The organism is Ureibacillus thermophilus, assembly GCF_004331915.1.
In the GTDB taxonomy this organism is placed as follows: Bacteria; Bacillota; Bacilli; order Bacillales_A; family Planococcaceae; genus Ureibacillus; species Ureibacillus thermophilus.
The window spans coordinates 849275-867577 of sequence record NZ_CP036528.1; the positions used below are offsets into that span (position 1 = coordinate 849275).

The window sequence follows — 18303 nt, forward strand, 5'->3', positions numbered from 1 at the left end:
AGATTGGAGATAAAAGCCAATGTCTTCAAAGGAAATCCTTTCATGGATTATGAACCAATTTAACGATACGGTTGAATTAACATACAAACCATTGGAATTGGACAATAAAAAAATAACCGTATTATACATTAAATCTCTAATCGACCAGGAATTGTTTCAGAAATACATTCTGCAACCGTTTTTTGAAATCGATTCAGAAGAAAAATTGCAGGTATATTTAATGGCCTTGCCGCAATTTCAAGAAGTGCCTTCAAAAGAAGAAGGGCTATTATATGTCATGGAAGGGAATGTACTCGTTGAAATTCAAGAAAACTTGTATGCTATTGACTTCAAGTTGTCAAAAAATAGCGATGTCAATTCCACTTCTGTTGAAACAACCATCCATGGTTCGGAACTCGCCCTGAGCGATAATTTAATGACTAATATTAACATCATTCGCTCCTTTTATCACGAGCCTTCTTTAACCATTGAATATTTTTTGAAAGGGGAAGTGAACAAACCGAAAGTAGCCGTTATTTACGATCAGGAAAAAGTGAAAACAACGGCATTAGAAATGATTAAAGAAAAACTTAAGGAAATTGATAAGCAGGTCATTACAGAATCCCCTCAATTCAGTAATTTTTTAAACCAAAAGCGTTTTTCCTTATTCCCTCAAATGCTTTTAACAGAGCGGCCTGACCGGATTGTTTATAATCTGGCCGGAGGGAAAATTGTGCTGCTCGTCGACGGAAGTCCACAATGTATGATGGCTCCTGTTGTATTTTTTGATTTTATGACAACTATGGAAGATAACTATCATACCTTTGTGATTTCTAATTATTTAAAATTGCTGCGGTATCTTGGGATTTTTGTATGTCTTTTGCTTCCAGGTATTTATATTGGAGCTGCCTCCTTTTCTCCTGAAGTTTTTAGGACGGAATTCATGTTGACCATTGCAGGGAGCCGGATGGGGGTTCCGTTTACATCCTTTGTAGAAGTTCTGTTCATGCTTTTTTTTATGGAACTTTTGCTTGAGGCGAGTATTCGTCTTCCAAAAGCCATCAGTGCCACAGCAGCAACGGTTGGAGGTTTGATTTTAGGTACAGCTGTGACGGAAGCGGCCCTAGCTTCAAGCATTATGGTCATTATCGTATCAGCCGTTGCGATTTCCACCTTCGTTATTCCTGTAAATGAAATGGCTTTTGCCATCCGCATTGTCCGGCTGCTTTTGATTGTCGTTGCAAGTATTTTTGGGTTGGCCGGCCTCACCCTTGGATTTTTGTGCCTCGTTATGTATCTCGTGAATCAAACAAGCTTTGGGGAACCGTTTTTAAGAGTGTATAACTACCGTAAAGAGAACAAGAAGTCGGAGGGAGAGGCTTGAGTCGATTTTATTATTATTTAATTTTGATTAATATGATTGCCAATATTATTTCCGCTGTTCCTACCATTCTTCTCTATTATAGGGAAGATGGGGCTGTTTCCGCTTTAATTGTCGGGGCAATGTTAGGATTAGTCATTGTGGTCATTTATACAAAATTTTTCAACGCCTTCCCGGGGATGACTTTTCCCGAATTATTAGTGAAAACAATGCCAAAATGGTTTTATTATCCATTGCTTTGTTTTATGGCCATCATGTGGTTTGTAGCAGGGGCGAGTACTTTAATCACTTACACCTTTTTGCTAATACGATATTTAACGCCTGATATTCCCATCATGCTTATTGGATTGACATTAATTGCATCGATTATTTTTGGATGCTTTATGAAAACGGATCGAGTGTTATATACAATTGAAATCATTTTTTTAATAAATTTCCCTATTATCATTTTTATTATTATTAAAGCCTATACAAGCAAAAGTTTAGATTGGGATTTTATTAAAGCGGCCATGCTGCATGTGGTGGAAATGCCGAATATGAATGTCATAACTGCCTGCATTTTTTTATCCCTTGGTGTGGTGAATCTCGTCATTTTTAACCGTTTCTTTACGCAAAAACAAAACTTTGGTTTGAAACAGATAATAGTGGTTGCTTTTAGCTCCATTGCAACGATTTTTACCACTTACTTTATTCCAATGGGGTTTCACGGTTTAAAGTCAATTGATGAGTTGGTCTACCCATGGGTCGCAACGAGTGACTCCATGAGAATGAAATTCTTTTTAATTGAACGGTTAGTCTACGTCTTTCTGCTTCTTAATTTGTCCATGGCTTTTTTGAGTATCTTGATTCATTGGCATGTGGCAGTCGAGTTGTTTAAGTTTGTCTTCCGATTAGAGAAAATAAAGTATAAAGACATTCCGATTGGTTATTTGATCATTATCCTCTTTTTTACAGCTGCTTCTTTATTTTTGATTGTAACGTTGACAGAGTATCAATTGTTCCAGTATTCGAAATACTTTTTTAATCTAACCGCTGTAAACTTTGTTACCATGATTTTTTTACTTTTTTACATTGCTAGGAGGATGAAAGGTGCTAAAGACAGTAAAAACTAAATTTTTCATCCTGGCTTCTATTTCCTCTCTAATCCTGCTTTCAGGCTGCGGGGAGTTTAAAGATATTGATAAGATGGTCTTTGTTTCAATGATTGGGATTGATGAATCAGGGAATCCGGATAAGCCCTATAAAATCATTTTAAAACTTTATGTGCCGACGAGTTCTTTTAAGCAAAACCCCGCGCCGGAATATACCTATCTGATTAAAGAAGGATTGACCATGGATGAAACGATTTCTCTATTGGAATCTCATATTGATAAAGAACTGGATTTTGGACATTCGAAGCTGATTGTAGTTGGCGAGAAAATGCTGCAAAACAAAAAAAATAAGGTCATTTTGGATTTTCTAATCCGGAGGCCGGATATTCAAATGATTTCTTATTTTGCGGTGGGCAGACCGAATGCAGAAGAAATAGTAAAATTTGCCCCTGCAGGAGAAACCGCATTGCAGCCGACCATTTTCAACTATTTTGACAATAGCGGGGCGGAAACTTCATACATTGTCACTTCCTTTGTCTTTGATTTCAGAAGAAGAATGAAAGAGGACGGAATTAGTCCAATCTTGCCTATTGTTGAAATGGATGAATCAAAAACTCATTTTATTATTAATAAATCGATTGTATTAGAGGAAGATAAACCGCCTTACGAACTGGATTCCGAAAAAACATTGCTTGTCAAATTGCTTTCCAATGAGGCAAAAAGTATTTTTTATGAGGTGAAAAGGGAAGATGAGCTTTTTGTTACCAGACTTGATACGATTAAACCCCACTACACGGTAGATATAAAAGATAATCATAAAGTGTCCATCAAGGTGGATATTAAGCTTGCAGGAATTATTACAGAATCAAAAAATTCTTTGAGGAATAAAGAATTGCCTAGATACAGTAAACTATTGGATGAGGAAATGAAGGAAAAAGTAACTTCTATTATTAATGAGCTGAAAAGAGAAGGGTATGATCCCATTGGTTTTGGTTTAAGCTTAAATTCCCATACGCTGCCGAAAAATCGAATGAACGACAAGGAATGGCTTTCTGCTTTTCAAAACGCCGATGTAGAAGTCAAGGTAGATTCAAGTTTGAAAAGTACCGGAAGTATTCAATAGCAAATTCTATGCAAAAGGATCAACCGAGAGGGATCCTTTTGTTTCTCATTTACATACCATACATGGGTATTGTATAATGAATTTAAGAAATGGAGGTTGATAAAGCTGGAAAATTGTTCCTACCGAAGAAGCCATCATCCAGACCATGTTAAAAGGGACTTAATAACCCGTTTAAATCGGATTGAAGGACAAATTCGGGGCATTAAAGGTATGATTGAACGGGATGTTTACTGTGATGATGTCATCACACAAATTGCAGCTACTCAATCGGCGCTGAATAGTGTGGCGAAAATTTTATTGGCAGGCCATATTAAAGGATGTGTCGTCAGCCGACTACAAGAAGGCGACCAAGAAATACTTGATGAATTAATCGTAACAATTCAAAAATTAATGAAAAAATAAAGAGGAGGAGTGTTCATGGAAACTGTAACATTAAACGTAAAAGGAATGTCTTGCAATCATTGCGTAAAAGCAGTGGAAGGCAGCGTCGGCGCATTAGACGGTGTACAAGAGGTAAAAGTAAATTTAGAAGCGGGCCAAGTGAATGTTACATTTGACCAATCCAAAGTTACTTTAGAACAAATCAAAGAGACAATCGATGACCAAGGCTATGATGTGGAATAATATTCAACGGATTTTGTGAACGTAACGACAATTTTGGTGGCGAAAATGACTGATTTTGTGAACATATCTTCTGATTTTGTGACAATATCGACAGGGTGAGCCATAATGAATAAAAATTTGAAAGAAACAACCCTTCAAATTACAGGAATGACTTGTGCAGCCTGCGCCAACCGCATTGAAAAAGGGTTAAAGAAAATGCCTGGTGTGGAAAATGCCAATGTCAATCTAGCATTAGAAAAATCAACGATACAATATGATCCGAACCAAGTTAGCGTTAAAGACTTGGAAAAGAAAATTGAAGATTTAGGCTATGGCGTGGTGAAAGAGAAAAAGGAACTCGTCATTACAGGGATGACTTGTGCCGCTTGTGCCAATCGTATTGAAAAAGGACTTAACAAAATGCCTGGCGTGACTAATGCGACTGTCAACCTGGCTTTAGAAAATGCAACGGTTGAATTTAACCCTGCTGAAGTGAACGTTTCCGATATCATTCAACGGATTGAAAAATTGGGCTACGGCGCCCACCTTGAAGATAATAAGAAGGAAACGGTTGACTTTCGGGAGCAGGAAATGAAAAAGCAATTCATCAAATTTCTCGCAGCAGCCATTCTTTCAGTGCCATTGTTATGGACAATGGTCGGTCATTTTCCTTTTACTTCTTTTATATATATGCCTGATTTTTTAATGAATCCATGGGTGCAAATGGCCTTTGCTACACCTGTGCAATTTATTATTGGATGGCAATTTTACACAAGCGCCTTTAAAGCATTGAAAAACGGCAGCGCAAATATGGATGTATTGGTGGCTCTCGGCACATCCGCTGCATATTTTTACAGTTTATATCAAACCATTAAAACCTTTGAATCCACTACTGTGCATCCACAGCTTTATTTTGAAACGAGCGCAGTGTTAATTACTTTAATTCTTTTAGGGAAATTGTTTGAAGCAAAAGCAAAAGGGCGTTCTTCTGAAGCGATTAAGAAGCTAATGGGCTTGCAGGCAAAACAAGCGAGAGTGGTCAGAAATGGAGTTGAAAAGGAAATTCCCCTTGAAGAAGTGGTAGTGGGAGATATCATCCTTGTGAAGCCCGGCGAGAAAATTCCGGTGGACGGCGAAGTAATAGAAGGAAATACGGTTGTTGATGAATCGATGTTAACAGGTGAAAGCATTCCTGTCGATAAAACGGCTGGTTCCCTAGTGTTCGGCTCCACCATCAATAAAAACGGCTTCATCAAAATGAAAGCTACAAAAGTCGGGAGAGATACGGCTCTTGCGCAAATTATTAAAGTGGTGGAAGATGCCCAAGGAAAAAAAGCGCCAATCCAGCGTTTAGCAGATAAAATTTCTGGCATTTTTGTGCCCATTGTTGTGGGAATTGCCGTCATTACATTTGTGATTTGGATTTTCTTCATTGCACCGGGAGAAGTGACGCCAGCCTTAGAAGCAATGATTTCAGTGCTCGTCATTGCCTGTCCATGTGCATTGGGTCTTGCCACACCGACATCCATTATGGCAGGTACCGGCAGGGCGGCAGAGTACGGCATTTTATTCAAAGGTGGCGAATATCTTGAACAAACCCACCAGCTTGACACGGTGGTAGTTGATAAAACAGGAACCGTCACTAAAGGCGAGCCTGCACTAACTGACGTGGTGCTGGCAGCAGGCAAAGATGAACTGACTTTCCTCTCTCTTATTGGTTCTGTGGAAAAGCAGTCGGAACATCCGTTGGCCCAAGCGATTGTAAAAGGAATTGAAGCACGGGGAATCGCTTTACAAGAAGTTCAGGAATTTCAAGCCATTCCGGGACTTGGTGTGCAGGGAATCGTAGCAGGGAAAAAAGTGCTTGTTGGAAATAGAAGATTCATGCAAGCCAATCTTGTGGATATAACGCCGGTTTTATCCCAAATGGAACAATTTGAGGAAAAAGGGAAAACGGCGATGCTTGCAAGTATTGACGGCGAGTTTGCTGGTTTAGTGGCGGTCAGTGATACGGTGAAAGAAACATCGAAACAAGCAATCGAGCGGTTGAAGGAAATGGGCATTGAAGTAATCATGCTTACGGGGGACAATGAACGGACTGCCAAAGCAATCGGTGAAGAAGTCGGTGTTGATTACGTGATTGCGGACGTACTTCCTGAACAAAAGGCGGAAGAAATTAAGAAATTACAGAATACAGGGAAAAAGGTGGCCATGGTTGGTGATGGAATCAACGATGCTCCTGCTTTAGCCGTTGCGGATATTGGCATGGCGATTGGCACTGGTACGGATGTAGCCATCGAATCAGCGGATATCACGCTCATCCGCGGCGATTTAAACAGCATTGCCGATGCGATTTTAATGAGCCGCAAAACAATAAGGAACATTAAGCAAAATCTGTTCTGGGCTTTTGCCTATAATGCGCTCGGCATTCCTATTGCAGCAGCAGGCTTCCTTGCTCCATGGGTGGCCGGAGCAGCAATGGCCTTCAGCTCCGTGTCCGTTGTCTTGAATGCACTGCGTCTTCAAAAAGTAAAATTAAATCATTAATTATAGAAAAAATCACGATCAGATTTGGTCGTGATTTTTATTTTTCCGTTTTGGTTGACCGCGTTGCAACTTTCTATTTCCCACGCATAAATCCCTATGAAATGCAAATGCTGTAAACAGAGCAAACATCAACAGGAGGAATTCCAATGAGAAAGCAGCTTCTTGTATTTACAGCAATATTAAGCCTCTTTTTATTAATTGCCTGTGGAGATACGGAAAATGTATCGGTTAAAAATGAAAAAAAACCAACGGAATTATTAAATAGCGAAGATGTGGATGTGACAAACAATCAAGTGGATGGGGATAAAGTCGTCGGAGATAACATGGACGGTGAATTAGGGCATGCAGATGTGATCCATTCTACGTGGGGCAAAATACCAGAAGGATTAAAAGAAGCAAAAAATCCGAAATTTAAAGTCGGCGATCAAGTCATCATCAATGCTGCCCACGATGATGATATGCAAGGTTCGAAAGGGACGATTGTCGGCGCTTATGAAACTACCGTTTATTCGATTTCTTATGAATCCACAACAGGAGAACCGGAAGAGAACAAAAAATGGTTTGTTCGGGAAGAAATTGATTCTCTTGGCGAAAAGACATTAGATGTAGGGTCAAAAGTCATTATTGAAGCTGACCGGGAAGAAGGCATGAAAGGGGCGGAAGGAGTCATTGATACCGTTGAAGAAACGGTAGTCTATATGGTAGATTATGTAAATAAAGAAGGGCAAACGGTAGAAAATTATCAATGGCTTAAAGAAAGTGAATTATCGCCTGCTAAATAACGCTTTCATCCAGGGGCTGTCCAGAAAGTATAAAACTTTTAGGACAGCCTCAAATTATTGCTACTGCGGTGTAGCAAATGATGTGCAATATGCCAGGGAAAACAGCAATTAGGATAATGAATGCTTGATTTAGATAAAAATGGAAATGGAGAATTGGAGTGAAACCGAATTCTCCTTTTTCTAAATTGTTTCAACAAATGTCTCTTGCATAGTATATGCCCATCTCTTTCTCAAATGAATGAAATCCCGAGATATGCTATAGTTATCATATGACTTACGAAAGGATGTAATCTATGGGAAAAAGCTTAGTATTAGCCGAAAAGCCGTCAGTGGCCCGTGATATTGCCCGTGTTTTAAAATGCAATAAAAGCGGCAACGGTTATTTGGAAGGAAATCAGTACATCGTCACTTGGGCTCTTGGGCATTTAGTAACCCTTGCCGACCCAGAGTATTACGATGTGAAATATAAAACATGGAGACTTGAAGATTTGCCGATGCTGCCAAAAGAAATGAAACTTATGGTCATCAAGCAATCAGCGAAGCAATTCAACGCGGTGAAAACTCAACTTCATCGAAAAGATGTTAGCGAAATTATCATTGCAACGGATGCTGGAAGAGAAGGGGAGCTTGTGGCCCGTTGGATTATCGAAAAAGCGAACGTTCGGAAACCTATTAAACGCCTATGGATTTCATCGGTGACAGATAAAGCCATTAAAGAAGGGTTTAAAAATTTAAAACCAGGAAAGCTCTATGAAAACTTATATGCCTCTGCCGTAGCTCGTTCGGAAGCGGATTGGTATATCGGATTAAACGCGACTCGGGCCCTTACAACAAAATATAATGCCCAATTAAACTGCGGACGGGTGCAAACGCCGACTCTAGCCATCATCGCTGCGCGGGAGGAAGAAATTCAAAACTTTGTTCCAAAAGAGTACTATGGTATACAGGCTATCAGCGACAAAGTGACACTCACTTGGCAAGATGCATCTGGAAATACAAGAAGCTTCCATAAAGACAAAATTCAAACGATCATCCAAAAATTACAAGGCCAACATGCAGTTGTGGAAGCAGTTGAGAAAAAGTCAAAAAAATCCTACGCACCTGCATTGTACGACTTGACGGAATTACAACGGGATGCCAATAAACTCTTTGGCTTTTCCGCAAAAGAAACGTTGAATATCATGCAAAAGCTTTATGAACATCATAAAGTATTAACTTATCCAAGAACTGATTCCAGATACCTTTCATCAGATATTGTTTCAACGATTCCAGAAAGACTTAAAGCTTGCGGAGTTGGGGAATATCGGACGCTTGCCAATGAAATTTTGAAAAAGCCGATTAAAGCCAACAAATCCTTTGTAGATGATGCGAAAGTCAGCGACCACCATGCCATCATCCCGACGGAGCAGTCGCCAAACTTATCTAAATTTACGGATAAAGAACGCAAAATCTATGATTTAGTCGTTAAGCGTTTCTTTGCGGTGCTTCTTCCACCAACGGAATATGTGCAGCTGACGATTCATGCCAAAATCGGGGATGAATTTTTTGTTGCCAAAGGGAAAAACATCCTAAATCCCGGTTGGAAAAAAGTATTTGCGAACGATTTAGTGGAAGAAGATGACGAAGAAATTCGCGAACAAATTTTGCCGCCTATTGAAAAAGGAGATCTGCTTTCAATTCAAAAAATCCAAATGACGGAAGGAATGACAAAACCGCCTTCCCGTTTTACGGAAGCGACATTGCTTTCCGCAATGGAAAATCCAACGAAATATTTGGACTCGAACAATAAAAAGCTCGCCGAAACTTTAAAATCCACAGGTGGGCTTGGAACGGTGGCTACACGCGCAGATATTATTGAGAAGTTATTCAACAGCTTCATGATTGAAAAACGGGGCGGAAAGGAAATCTACTTAACTTCCAAAGGCCGACAACTTTTAGACCTTGTGCCGGAAGATTTAAAATCTCCAGCCCTTACTGCAGAATGGGAAATGAAGCTTGAGCAAATTGCGAAGGGCAAAATGCGAAAAGAAGCCTTCCTTAACGAAATGAAGCAGTATACAAAAGAAATTGTCCATGAAATTAAAACAAGCGATAAAAAATATAAGCACGAAAACCTTTCAACGAAAACTTGTCCGGAATGTGGAAAATGGATGCTCGAAGTAAACGGAAAAAAAGGAAAAATGCTTGTTTGCCAAGATCGGGAATGCGGTTATCGCAAAACGATTTCTCAATTTACAAACATCCGCTGTCCAAATTGCCATAAAAAGATGGAATTGCACGGAGAAGGGGAAGGGAAAATTCTCGTTTGCCAATGCGGATTCCGTGAAAAATGGTCCACATTCCAAGAAAAACGAAAACATCAAACAAGCGGCAAAGTAGACAAGCGCACACTGCAAAAATATTTAAAGAAAGAAGAGACTTTCATTAATGATGCCCTTGCCGAAGCATTAAAAAAATTAAAGCTTGATTAGCGTTTGAAAACTAGGTGGTTCAAAAGCCACCTAGTTTTTTGATAGAAAAGCACTATGGAAAAATAATATTTTTTTGTTTCAAAACATTTTATAATAATAATGATAGAATAAACTCACTATTCAGAAACTTTACAAAGTGGTGTGTAAAATGAAAGTAAATCATCGTTTTGTTGAAAAAGTGGATCCGATAGAAGAAAAGAAGCGTTTGTTACTGCGCAAAGAAATGAAGGAAGCCTATAGAAAGAACCGTGATTTTTTGTATGCGAGAAATAAGATTAACCAATTGTTTCAACATTTATTAGAAAATCCAGAAGAGACGAATGAGAAACCAAAGGCAGAAGAAGTTTCAAAGGAATATTTCCAGCTATTATCCTATACTCCTTTTAGTCAAATCCCATTGGCCCAAAATGCAAAAACGAAGAAAATGGTAGAAGGGAATCGGTTATTTAAAAATTTTCAGCAGAGCAAAGGGCAGAAAGTGTCGTTTAATAAAATATTAGAAAGTCCGATTTTCAAAAAAAGAATGTATCAAAAAGCGATTAATACCTACACTTTTCAAATGAACTTGGCGCAAAATCAATTTCGTTTATATGAGCCGATATTCTCGCAAACTGCATAAATGCCTTTGCCAAAACGTTTCCATCATGGAACGATTTTTTTTAATGAATTTTTCAAACACTTGCCTTTTTGTTATGATTAGTATGCATTGATGAAAATGAAGGTGATGGAATTGACGAAAAAGAAAATGGCAAAAACAAATGCAATTCGTCAGTTGGAACAAAAAAAGGTAGCGTTTCAAGTGCTTACATATGAATCAGAAGGAGTTATTGATGGGGTATCAGTGGCAAAGAAAATCGGGCATCCAGCAAATCATGTTTTTAAAACTCTTGTGACAACGGCAGGACCGGGCAAAATGTTTGTGTTTATTATTCCTGTAGAAGCGGAGTTGGATTTAAAAGCAGCTGCGAAAGTTGCGGGAGAAAAGAAAGTGGACATGCTGCCTTTAAAAGATTTGCTTGCAACAACCGGATATGTGCGAGGAGGCTGTTCGCCAATCGGCATGAAAAAGCTGTTTCCAACCTTTATTGATGAATCTGCAGAGCAACTTGATTACATCATCGTCAGCGGCGGGAAAATAGGGCTGCAAATTCAACTGGACCCTAAAGAATTGGCGGAAATGGTGTGTGCGAAATTTGCACCTGTTACCAAATTTAATACATAGATAGAAAGAAGGCATATAGGGATGAGGAGAATGTATTTATGGAGGTGGGGATTTTATCTCATCGGCTTAATGATTATGTCATTAGGCATAACAATGATCATTAAGGGAGAGGATATAGGGGTCAATGCATGGGATGTGCTGCATATTGCTTTATATAAAACAATTGGTTTATCGATTGGATCATGGGTGATTATTACAGGGCTCATTATTGTTGCCTTTACTTCCCTCATGTACAGAAGTTTCCCGAAAATCGGTACATGGCTTAATATGCTTCTAACAGGAGTATTCATCGACTTCTTTTATTGGCTTTTGCCTGATACAGATTCTTTTTCCTTTCAGCTGATTTATTTTATTGCAGGGATTTTTGTGTTAAGTTTTGGCACGGGAATGTATATTTCGCCGAATTTAGGATCTGGACCTAGAGATGGGTTGATGATGTGGATTGTGGAAAAACTAGGGGGAAGCATTAAGATTGCCCGCATGTCCATTGAATTGATCGTGGCGGTAATCGGTTGGCTGTTAGGAGGCCCGTTTGGCATTGGTACGGTCATTATCGCCATTGGTTCCGGCTATATAGTACAATTTGCTTTGCCTTATTGCCAAGGGCTGTTGTTAAAATGCATCGGCGAAGAGTCGCTGGAAGGAACGAAGCCATTTATTCAAATGCGATGATGAACTACATATTTGAAAACTTACGCAAATTGAGAAAAACTGCTTCTCAATTTGCGTTTTTTATAAAGTTTAATTCGCCATCAAACAATTTTCTTCCCTAGAATCAACAAATCCCGTTTTACTCTATCTAGTTCCGCCACTTCCGGAAAATGTCCCCATTTTTCGAATCCAAAATGGTAAAACAATTGAAGACTTGGTTCATTGTGTCCAAAAATGAAAGCAAGAAGTGTTTCAATGCCAAACTTAGGGCATTCTTCTATCACCTTGCTTAAAATCTTTTTCCCCAGCCCTTGTCCCCGATATTTTTCATGGAGGTAGATGCTAACTTCTACTGTGGCATGATAGGCAGGCCGGCCATAGAAAGACTGCAGACTTACCCAGCCGCAAATATTTCCTTCAGACTCCACCACCCATAAAGGTCTCTTTTCAGGCGTGTGTTCATGAAACCACTGCAATCGATCCTCAACGGTTACAGGTTCTGTATCTGCTGTAACCATTCTGTTTGGAATTGTGGAATTGTAAATTTCTACGATGATTGGCAAGTCTTCGAGTGTTGCAATGCGGAATGTTATATCAGCTGTCATCAAAACCATCCTTTTCATTCATGAAAGTACACTTTTTACTAGTATAAAATAAAAACATTTCTTTAGGAAAATCAGATAAGAATTGAAAGCCCATATCATATAGTGTCTGTAAGGAACTGAGTTGGAGGTGCAGGTTTGGCAAAAGCTTTAGATTCGTTTCTTGAGGAAAACTTGAAGCTACTTAAAGACCAAGGATTATACAACGAGATTGATGTGATTGACGGGGCGAATGGTCCTGTTATCGAAATCAGCGGAAAAAGGTTGATTAATTTATCTTCCAATAATTACTTAGGGCTGGCGACAAATCCACTTTTAAAAGAAGCAGCTAAGCGAGCGGTTGACCAATACGGGGTAGGGGCAGGAGCGGTTCGCACCATAAATGGAACCCTCGATTTGCATCAACAATTGGAAGAAAAAATTGCCGAGTTCAAAGGAACAGAAGCGGCCATTAGCTATCAGTCCGGCTTCAACTGCAATATGGCGGCCATTTCAGCCGTGATGGGGAAGGATGATTGCATTTTATCGGATCAATTAAATCATGCTTCGATCATTGATGGCTGCCGATTATCAAAAGCGAAAATTGTTGCATATACTCATTCTGATATGGATGATTTGCGCAAGAAAGCGAAGGAAGCGGCGGAATCCGGACACTACCGGAAAATCATGGTGATTACCGACGGCGTGTTTTCAATGGATGGCGATTTGGCAAAGCTTCCGGACATTGTGGAAATTGCAAAAGAATTTGATTTGATTACTTATGTAGATGATGCTCATGGTTCGGGCGTCACTGGAAATGGCAGAGGGACAGTGAAGCACTTTGGATTAGAAAAAGACATTGATTTTCAAATGGGAACGTTGTCAAAAGCGATTGGCGTTGTTGGGGGTTATGTGGCTGGTAAGAAGGCGTTAATTGAATGGCTAAAAGTGCGTTCCCGTCCGTTTTTATTTTCTACTGCAGTGCCTCCGGGGGATGTGGCAGCGACCATTGCAGCGATTGATATGTTGATGCAGTCTAGCGAACGGACTGAGAAGTTATGGGAAAACGGCAATTACTTTAAAGAAGGGTTAAAACGTCTCGGTTTTAATATTGGAAATTCCGAAACGCCGATAACTCCATGCATTATTGGAGATGAAAAACTCACACAACGATTTGCAAAACGTCTTTTGGAAGAAGGCGTTTATGCAAAAGCCATTGTGTATCCAACCGTGCCTAAAGGAACAGGCCGAATTCGCAATATGCCGACTGCTTCTCATACAAAAGAAATGCTGGATGAGGCGCTTGCCATTTATGAAAAGGTAGGGCGGGAGCTGCTCGGGGTTTAGCAAGCTGAAAAGAAAGGATGAAAAATTGAAAGGCTCCATTACAAAATATTTCGGGCAGGCGATGACCGGACAGGGATGGAAAAATCTATATAAGGACATTGTACGGGAAGCCAAGGAAGTCTATTTTTTGAAAGGCATCTTCGGCTTCAATGTTTCCAATTTATTGAAAGAAATCGGCTATCATTATGTCAATAAAGGCCATGATATCGAATTTTTCTATGATCCCCTTTTTGAAAATACCATTCAGGCAACCTTCATCAAAGGCATCGACACTTTATTTCTCCAAAGCTCTAAACCTTCCATCGAACCAACGCAACTTGGCACCCGCGATAAAGTCATTTCCTTCTATGAATGTCTAGATGAAGCAATTCTTATTCAGCACGGAGAAAGGCTCAAACAGCTTTCTGAAGAAGCGGAAAAATGGCACGACCAATGTTTTGCTTCTCTTCAAATGGCGATTCAAATTCATGATGAATGGGAAGAAGCGACGCAGCAGCATATGGATTGGAAAGCATTAGAAGAGCAAAGGGAAGAGCTGTTTGACCAAATTTTTAATGGCATTCTTCTGAATAAAACAGGGGTTTTAACCCACCGATTATTTGGAACGTTGACGCCGGATGGAGCAAAAGACTTTCTGCGAAATATTACCAGAAATTTAGAGAAAAGATATTTTATTAAAGGACTGCCGGGGACAGGAAAATCGACCATGTTGAAACAGTTGGCGCAAGATGCGTTAAAAAGAGGGTTTGATGTCCAAAAGGTGTGGTGCGGATTAGATTCCAAATCCATCGATATGGTCATTTTGCCGGAATTGAAGCTTTGCATTTTCGACAGTACCGCTCCCCACGAATACTTCCCTGAAGATGGAAGGGAAGGGGATGTCATCTTTGACATTACAAAACATTGCCAACTATCCGATGAAGCCGAGGCGAAAATTGAAGAAATTTCAAAGAAATATCGAAAAGCGATTCTCCGTGCGACGAACTACGCCAAATTGTATGCTGAAGCAGAAAAGGAAATCCGCGAAATTCTTGACCAGGCAACGGATTTTTCGAAATGGAAAAAGCAGTCGTCCTTTCTGTTTTAACATGAAAACCCCTTGGATTCTCTTGAGAGGGTCCAAGGGGTTCAAAGTCAGGAAAACATGCATCAAACATATATAAAGAGGAAAGGTGAGTGAACCATTTTCTTTTTATAGAAGCAGACGATATGGGTCTTGCAAGTAATCGGCGATTTTTCCCAAAAATTCTGCGGCAGGAGCACCATCGATAATTTGGTGATCGTAAGTTAAACTGAGCGGCAATTTCAATTTCTCCACCACTTCACCATTTTCCAGTGCCAGTTCTTTTTGGATGGCACCGACACCTAAAATGCCCACTTCCGGTGTATTCAAGATAGGGGTAAAGTATTCGATTTCATAACCGCCCAAGTTTGTAATCGTAAAAGTCGATCCGCTGTAAAGGCTGCCGTCCAGTGTGCCTTGCCGTGCTTCGGTTGTCACCTTCTTGATGGCAGCGCCAAGTTGGGACAAGGACATGAGATGGGCGTTTTTGACGACGGGAACGACCAAGCCGTCTTCCACCGCCGTGGCCATTCCGATATGCACTTCTTCCACACGGATATATTCGCCATTATGATACCAGGCGTTCATATCCGGCGTATCTTTTAGTGCCAAAACGACCGCTTTTGTCAGAAGGGTATTGATGCTTAGTTCATTATTGTCAAGCGGTTCTTTCACTTTCGACTTGATATCTTCGCGGAATTTCATCAATTCGGTGATATCCACTTTTCGATGGTTCGTTACTTGGGCAGTTGTTTGGACACTGCGCATCATTCGTTGGGCAATGGTTTTGCGCAAACCGGCAAGTCCGGCACCATATGAAACTGTTGACGCGGCTGGAACGCTGTCTGTTGCCGGAGATGCTTTCTCCATAGAGGCTTGATATCTCAATATATCTAACCGGGTAATTCGCCCGTTGCCGCCTGTACCGACAACATTGCGAATATCAATGCCAAGTTCTTTCGCCATCTTGCGGGCAATTGGCGTAATAAAGATTCTTTCTCCGTCATCTTTTACATTTGATTCCGTTTTTGCAGGTTCATTTGCCACCGGTGTTTTGACGGTTTGTACTTCCGGTGTACCGGCCGATGTAGAAGGGGAGCCGATCTGTTCACCAGGTTTTCCGATATACGCAATGGGTTCCTTGCTTGGTACGACATCTCCTACTTGAGCGACAATTTTAATGATTGTACCCGACTCTGGTGCAACGACTTCACCGGTCAATTTCTCTGAACTGATTTCCGCCACTGCATCACCTGCATGAACTTCATCCCCTTCATTTACAAACCAATGTTCTACTGTACCCTCTGTCATCGTCAAGCCTAGCTTAGGCATCAATATTTCCGTAGCCATGATGAATCACCCCTCTCTATTTAACTCTCAAGTCATCGATAATTTCTGTCGCTACTGTCAATACTTTATTAGCATCTGGGATATATAATTTTTCAAGATTAGCAGCAAACGGAACAGGTGTGTTTGGCGCGCATACGCATTTGATCGGTCCATCTAAATAATCAAAGGCTTTGTCTGCTACAACTGAAGCGATATCAGTTGCCGTGTTGTTGTGCGGATTGGATTCATCGATGATAATTAAGCGGCCTGTTTTCTTCACAGACTCCAGTACTGTTTCTTCATCCCATGGTGCAACAGTGCGCAAGTCAATGACTTCGACTGAGATATTGTCCTTTTCTAAAATGTCTGCAACTTCTAAGCCGACGTACAACATTTTTCCAATGGTAACAATTGTCAAGTCTTTACCTTCACGTTTGATGGCAGCTTTGCCAATTGGGATTGTGTAATATTCTTCCGGTACTTCGCCTTTCATTCCGTACAATGTTTTATCTTCCGAAAAGATGACAAGGTTATCATCTTCAATAGCGGAGAGGAGAAGACCTTTTGCATCATATGGTGTTGCAGGGACAACGACTTTGACGCCAGGAATTGAACCGAACAAACCGTAGTAGGAGCCGGAGTGTTGAGCTGCTGCGTTCACCCCTGCACCGTGCATTGTGCGCACTGTCATTGGGACTTTCGCTTTTCCCCCGAACATGTAGCGCATTTTTGAACCTTGTCCGATGATGGAGTCAAAGCAAAAGCCGATAAAGTCGCTAAACATCAGCTCAGCTACAGGACGCAAACCAGTAACAGCCATACCTACAGCCGCAGCCATATACCCCATTTCGGAAAGTGGCGTATCGATGACTCGTTCACGGCCGTATTTTGGCGCAAGACCGCGGGTTACGCCCATTACACCGCCCCAAGCATCTTCGTTGGCCTCTTCCAAATGTTGGACTTCCGCTCCGCCTGCAATATCTTCACCTAATAAAATGATGTTTTCATCTTTTGCCATTGCTTGATCAAGCGCTTCATTGATTGCTTTCATGAATAAAATTTCTCTAGCCATTCTCTATAACTCCTTTCCAAGTTTTTTAGATTAGTCCGCAAAAACATCTTGATAGAGTGATTCAGGTGATGGTTCTGGACTTTTTTTCGCAAATTCAATCGCTTCTTCAATATCGCGAACGGATTCTTCCCTCAATTGATCCAACTCTTCTTCAGTCAATAAGCCGTTTTCGATGGCGTATTGACGGAATACTTCAAGCGGATCCACTTCCGCCCATTCTTTTTCTTCTCCGCTAGGCGCTTTGTAAGTTTGTTCGTCACCTTCAAAGTGTCCGTGGTTCCGGTAAGTGACGCATTCTATTAGTGTTGGTCCTTCACCTTTGCGTGCGCGTTCGATTGCTTCGCCGGCCGCTTCATAAACGGCGACAACATCTTTTCCGTTCACCCGAACCCCAGGCATATTGTAGGCGGCCGCTCTTTCCGCGATTGTGCGGGAAGCGGAAGAATACCATTGTGGAGTGGATTCGGCGAAAAGGTTATTCTCACATACAAAAATCACCGGCAACTTCCAAATGGATGCCATATTCAAACATTCATGGAATACACCTTCATTAGCTGCACCATCACCGAAGAAGCAAACGGCAACCCGGTCCGTTTTCTTATATTTGTTGCGCATGGCAGCACCTGTTGCCAGTCCGAAACCGCCTCCAACCATTCCATTGGCGCCTAAAATTCCTTTATTCATGTCGGCAATGTGCATGGAACCGCCTTTACCTTTGCAAAGACCTGTGGCTTTCCCAAAGATTTCAGCCATCATTCCTTTTAAATCGCCGCCTTTGGCAATACAATGCCCGTGTCCTCGATGGGTGCTTGTTATGTAGTCTTCATCTGTCAGGTGGGCACAAACACCAACAGCAATCGCTTCTTCACCGGCGTATAAGTGCACAAACCCCGGAATTTCCCCGGCAGCGAAGAAACGTTTTACATTTTCTTCAAAATTGCGGATATCCTCCATGGATTTATACATGGATTTTGCCTTATCTTTTGTCAACTCCGCAGTATCCGTAGCTGTGCGAATCTCTAAATCCACCAATTCTTTCACCGACGTATCAACACTCGTAA

At 40.8% G+C, this 18303-nt stretch carries 17 protein-coding genes; 13 read left to right on the forward strand and 4 right to left on the reverse strand.

Features of this window, described 5'->3' with window-relative positions; all coding sequences use genetic code 11:
* Positions 1–19: 19 nt before the first annotated feature.
* The 11 genes from DKZ56_RS04200 (at position 20) to DKZ56_RS04250 (ending at position 11871) form a co-directional block, all read left to right on the forward strand.
* A complete protein-coding gene (locus DKZ56_RS04200) occupies positions 20–1363 on the forward strand; it encodes a spore germination protein (protein ID WP_208651520.1) in 1344 nt (447 codons plus the stop codon).
* Positions 1360–2472, forward strand: coding sequence for a GerAB/ArcD/ProY family transporter (locus tag DKZ56_RS04205; RefSeq protein ID WP_208651521.1), 1113 nt, complete (start codon positions 1360–1362; stop codon positions 2470–2472). Before DKZ56_RS04200 ends, DKZ56_RS04205 begins: the two co-directional genes overlap by 4 nt.
* The gene (locus DKZ56_RS04210; RefSeq protein WP_208651522.1) at positions 2450–3574 is read left to right on the forward strand and encodes a Ger(x)C family spore germination protein; all 1125 of its coding nucleotides are present in this window, start codon (positions 2450–2452) and stop codon (positions 3572–3574) included. Before DKZ56_RS04205 ends, DKZ56_RS04210 begins: the two co-directional genes overlap by 23 nt.
* A gap of 96 nt (positions 3575–3670) precedes the next feature.
* On the forward strand, positions 3671–3976 hold the full coding sequence (locus tag DKZ56_RS04215) for a metal-sensitive transcriptional regulator (RefSeq protein ID WP_425471039.1): 306 nt from the start codon (positions 3671–3673) through the stop codon (positions 3974–3976).
* A 15-nt stretch (positions 3977–3991) separates the two neighbouring features.
* Positions 3992–4198, forward strand: a complete 207-nt coding sequence (gene copZ, locus DKZ56_RS04220; RefSeq protein ID WP_208651523.1) for a copper chaperone CopZ — start codon at positions 3992–3994, stop codon at positions 4196–4198.
* Positions 4199–4303: 105 nt separating this feature from the next.
* The gene (locus DKZ56_RS04225) at positions 4304–6724 is read left to right on the forward strand and encodes a heavy metal translocating P-type ATPase (RefSeq protein WP_208651524.1); all 2421 of its coding nucleotides are present in this window, start codon (positions 4304–4306) and stop codon (positions 6722–6724) included.
* 146 nt (positions 6725–6870) lie between these two features.
* Positions 6871–7506 carry a YdhK family protein gene (locus tag DKZ56_RS04230; RefSeq protein WP_208651525.1) on the forward strand — a complete coding sequence of 212 codons (636 nt, stop codon included), beginning with the start codon at positions 6871–6873 and terminating at the stop codon, positions 7504–7506.
* A 293-nt stretch (positions 7507–7799) separates the two neighbouring features.
* The gene (locus tag DKZ56_RS04235) at positions 7800–9977 is read left to right on the forward strand and encodes a DNA topoisomerase III (RefSeq protein WP_208651526.1); all 2178 of its coding nucleotides are present in this window, start codon (positions 7800–7802) and stop codon (positions 9975–9977) included.
* A gap of 148 nt (positions 9978–10125) precedes the next feature.
* Positions 10126–10596, forward strand: a complete 471-nt coding sequence (locus DKZ56_RS04240) for a hypothetical protein (RefSeq protein WP_208651527.1) — start codon at positions 10126–10128, stop codon at positions 10594–10596.
* 90 nt (positions 10597–10686) lie between these two features.
* A complete protein-coding gene (ybaK, locus tag DKZ56_RS04245) occupies positions 10687–11199 on the forward strand; it encodes a Cys-tRNA(Pro) deacylase (protein ID WP_425471049.1) in 513 nt (170 codons plus the stop codon).
* Positions 11200–11220: 21 nt separating this feature from the next.
* Positions 11221–11871 (forward strand): YczE/YyaS/YitT family protein, encoded by a 651-nt coding sequence (locus tag DKZ56_RS04250; RefSeq protein ID WP_208651528.1) that lies wholly within the window; start codon positions 11221–11223, stop codon positions 11869–11871.
* Positions 11872–11951: 80 nt separating this feature from the next.
* Here the strand turns inward: DKZ56_RS04250 and DKZ56_RS04255 are convergent, their stop codons facing one another.
* The gene (locus DKZ56_RS04255; RefSeq protein WP_208651530.1) at positions 11952–12455 is read right to left on the reverse strand and encodes a GNAT family N-acetyltransferase; all 504 of its coding nucleotides are present in this window, start codon (positions 12453–12455) and stop codon (positions 11952–11954) included.
* Positions 12456–12590: 135 nt separating this feature from the next.
* On the opposite strand from DKZ56_RS04255, the gene DKZ56_RS04260 reads away from it, so the two are divergent.
* Complete coding sequence (locus DKZ56_RS04260) at positions 12591–13778, forward strand: glycine C-acetyltransferase (protein ID WP_208651531.1); 1188 nt, start codon at positions 12591–12593, stop codon at positions 13776–13778.
* A gap of 25 nt (positions 13779–13803) precedes the next feature.
* Positions 13804–14865: a nucleotide kinase gene (locus DKZ56_RS04265; protein ID WP_208651532.1), complete on the forward strand. Its 1062-nt coding sequence runs from the start codon at positions 13804–13806 to the stop codon at positions 14863–14865.
* Positions 14866–14970: 105 nt separating this feature from the next.
* On the opposite strand, the gene DKZ56_RS04270 is transcribed toward DKZ56_RS04265, so the two are convergent.
* From DKZ56_RS04270 to DKZ56_RS04280, 3 genes are read right to left on the reverse strand one after another with little or no spacing between them, the layout of a single operon-like run.
* Positions 14971–16191 (reverse strand): dihydrolipoamide acetyltransferase family protein, encoded by a 1221-nt coding sequence (locus DKZ56_RS04270; RefSeq protein ID WP_208651533.1) that lies wholly within the window; start codon positions 16189–16191, stop codon positions 14971–14973.
* Positions 16192–16207: 16 nt separating this feature from the next.
* Positions 16208–17242, reverse strand: a complete 1035-nt coding sequence (locus DKZ56_RS04275) for an alpha-ketoacid dehydrogenase subunit beta (RefSeq protein WP_168411819.1) — start codon at positions 17240–17242, stop codon at positions 16208–16210.
* A gap of 30 nt (positions 17243–17272) precedes the next feature.
* Positions 17273–18208: a thiamine pyrophosphate-dependent dehydrogenase E1 component subunit alpha gene (locus tag DKZ56_RS04280; protein ID WP_222837151.1), complete on the reverse strand. Its 936-nt coding sequence runs from the start codon at positions 18206–18208 to the stop codon at positions 17273–17275.
* Positions 18209–18303: the final 95 nt, after the last annotated feature.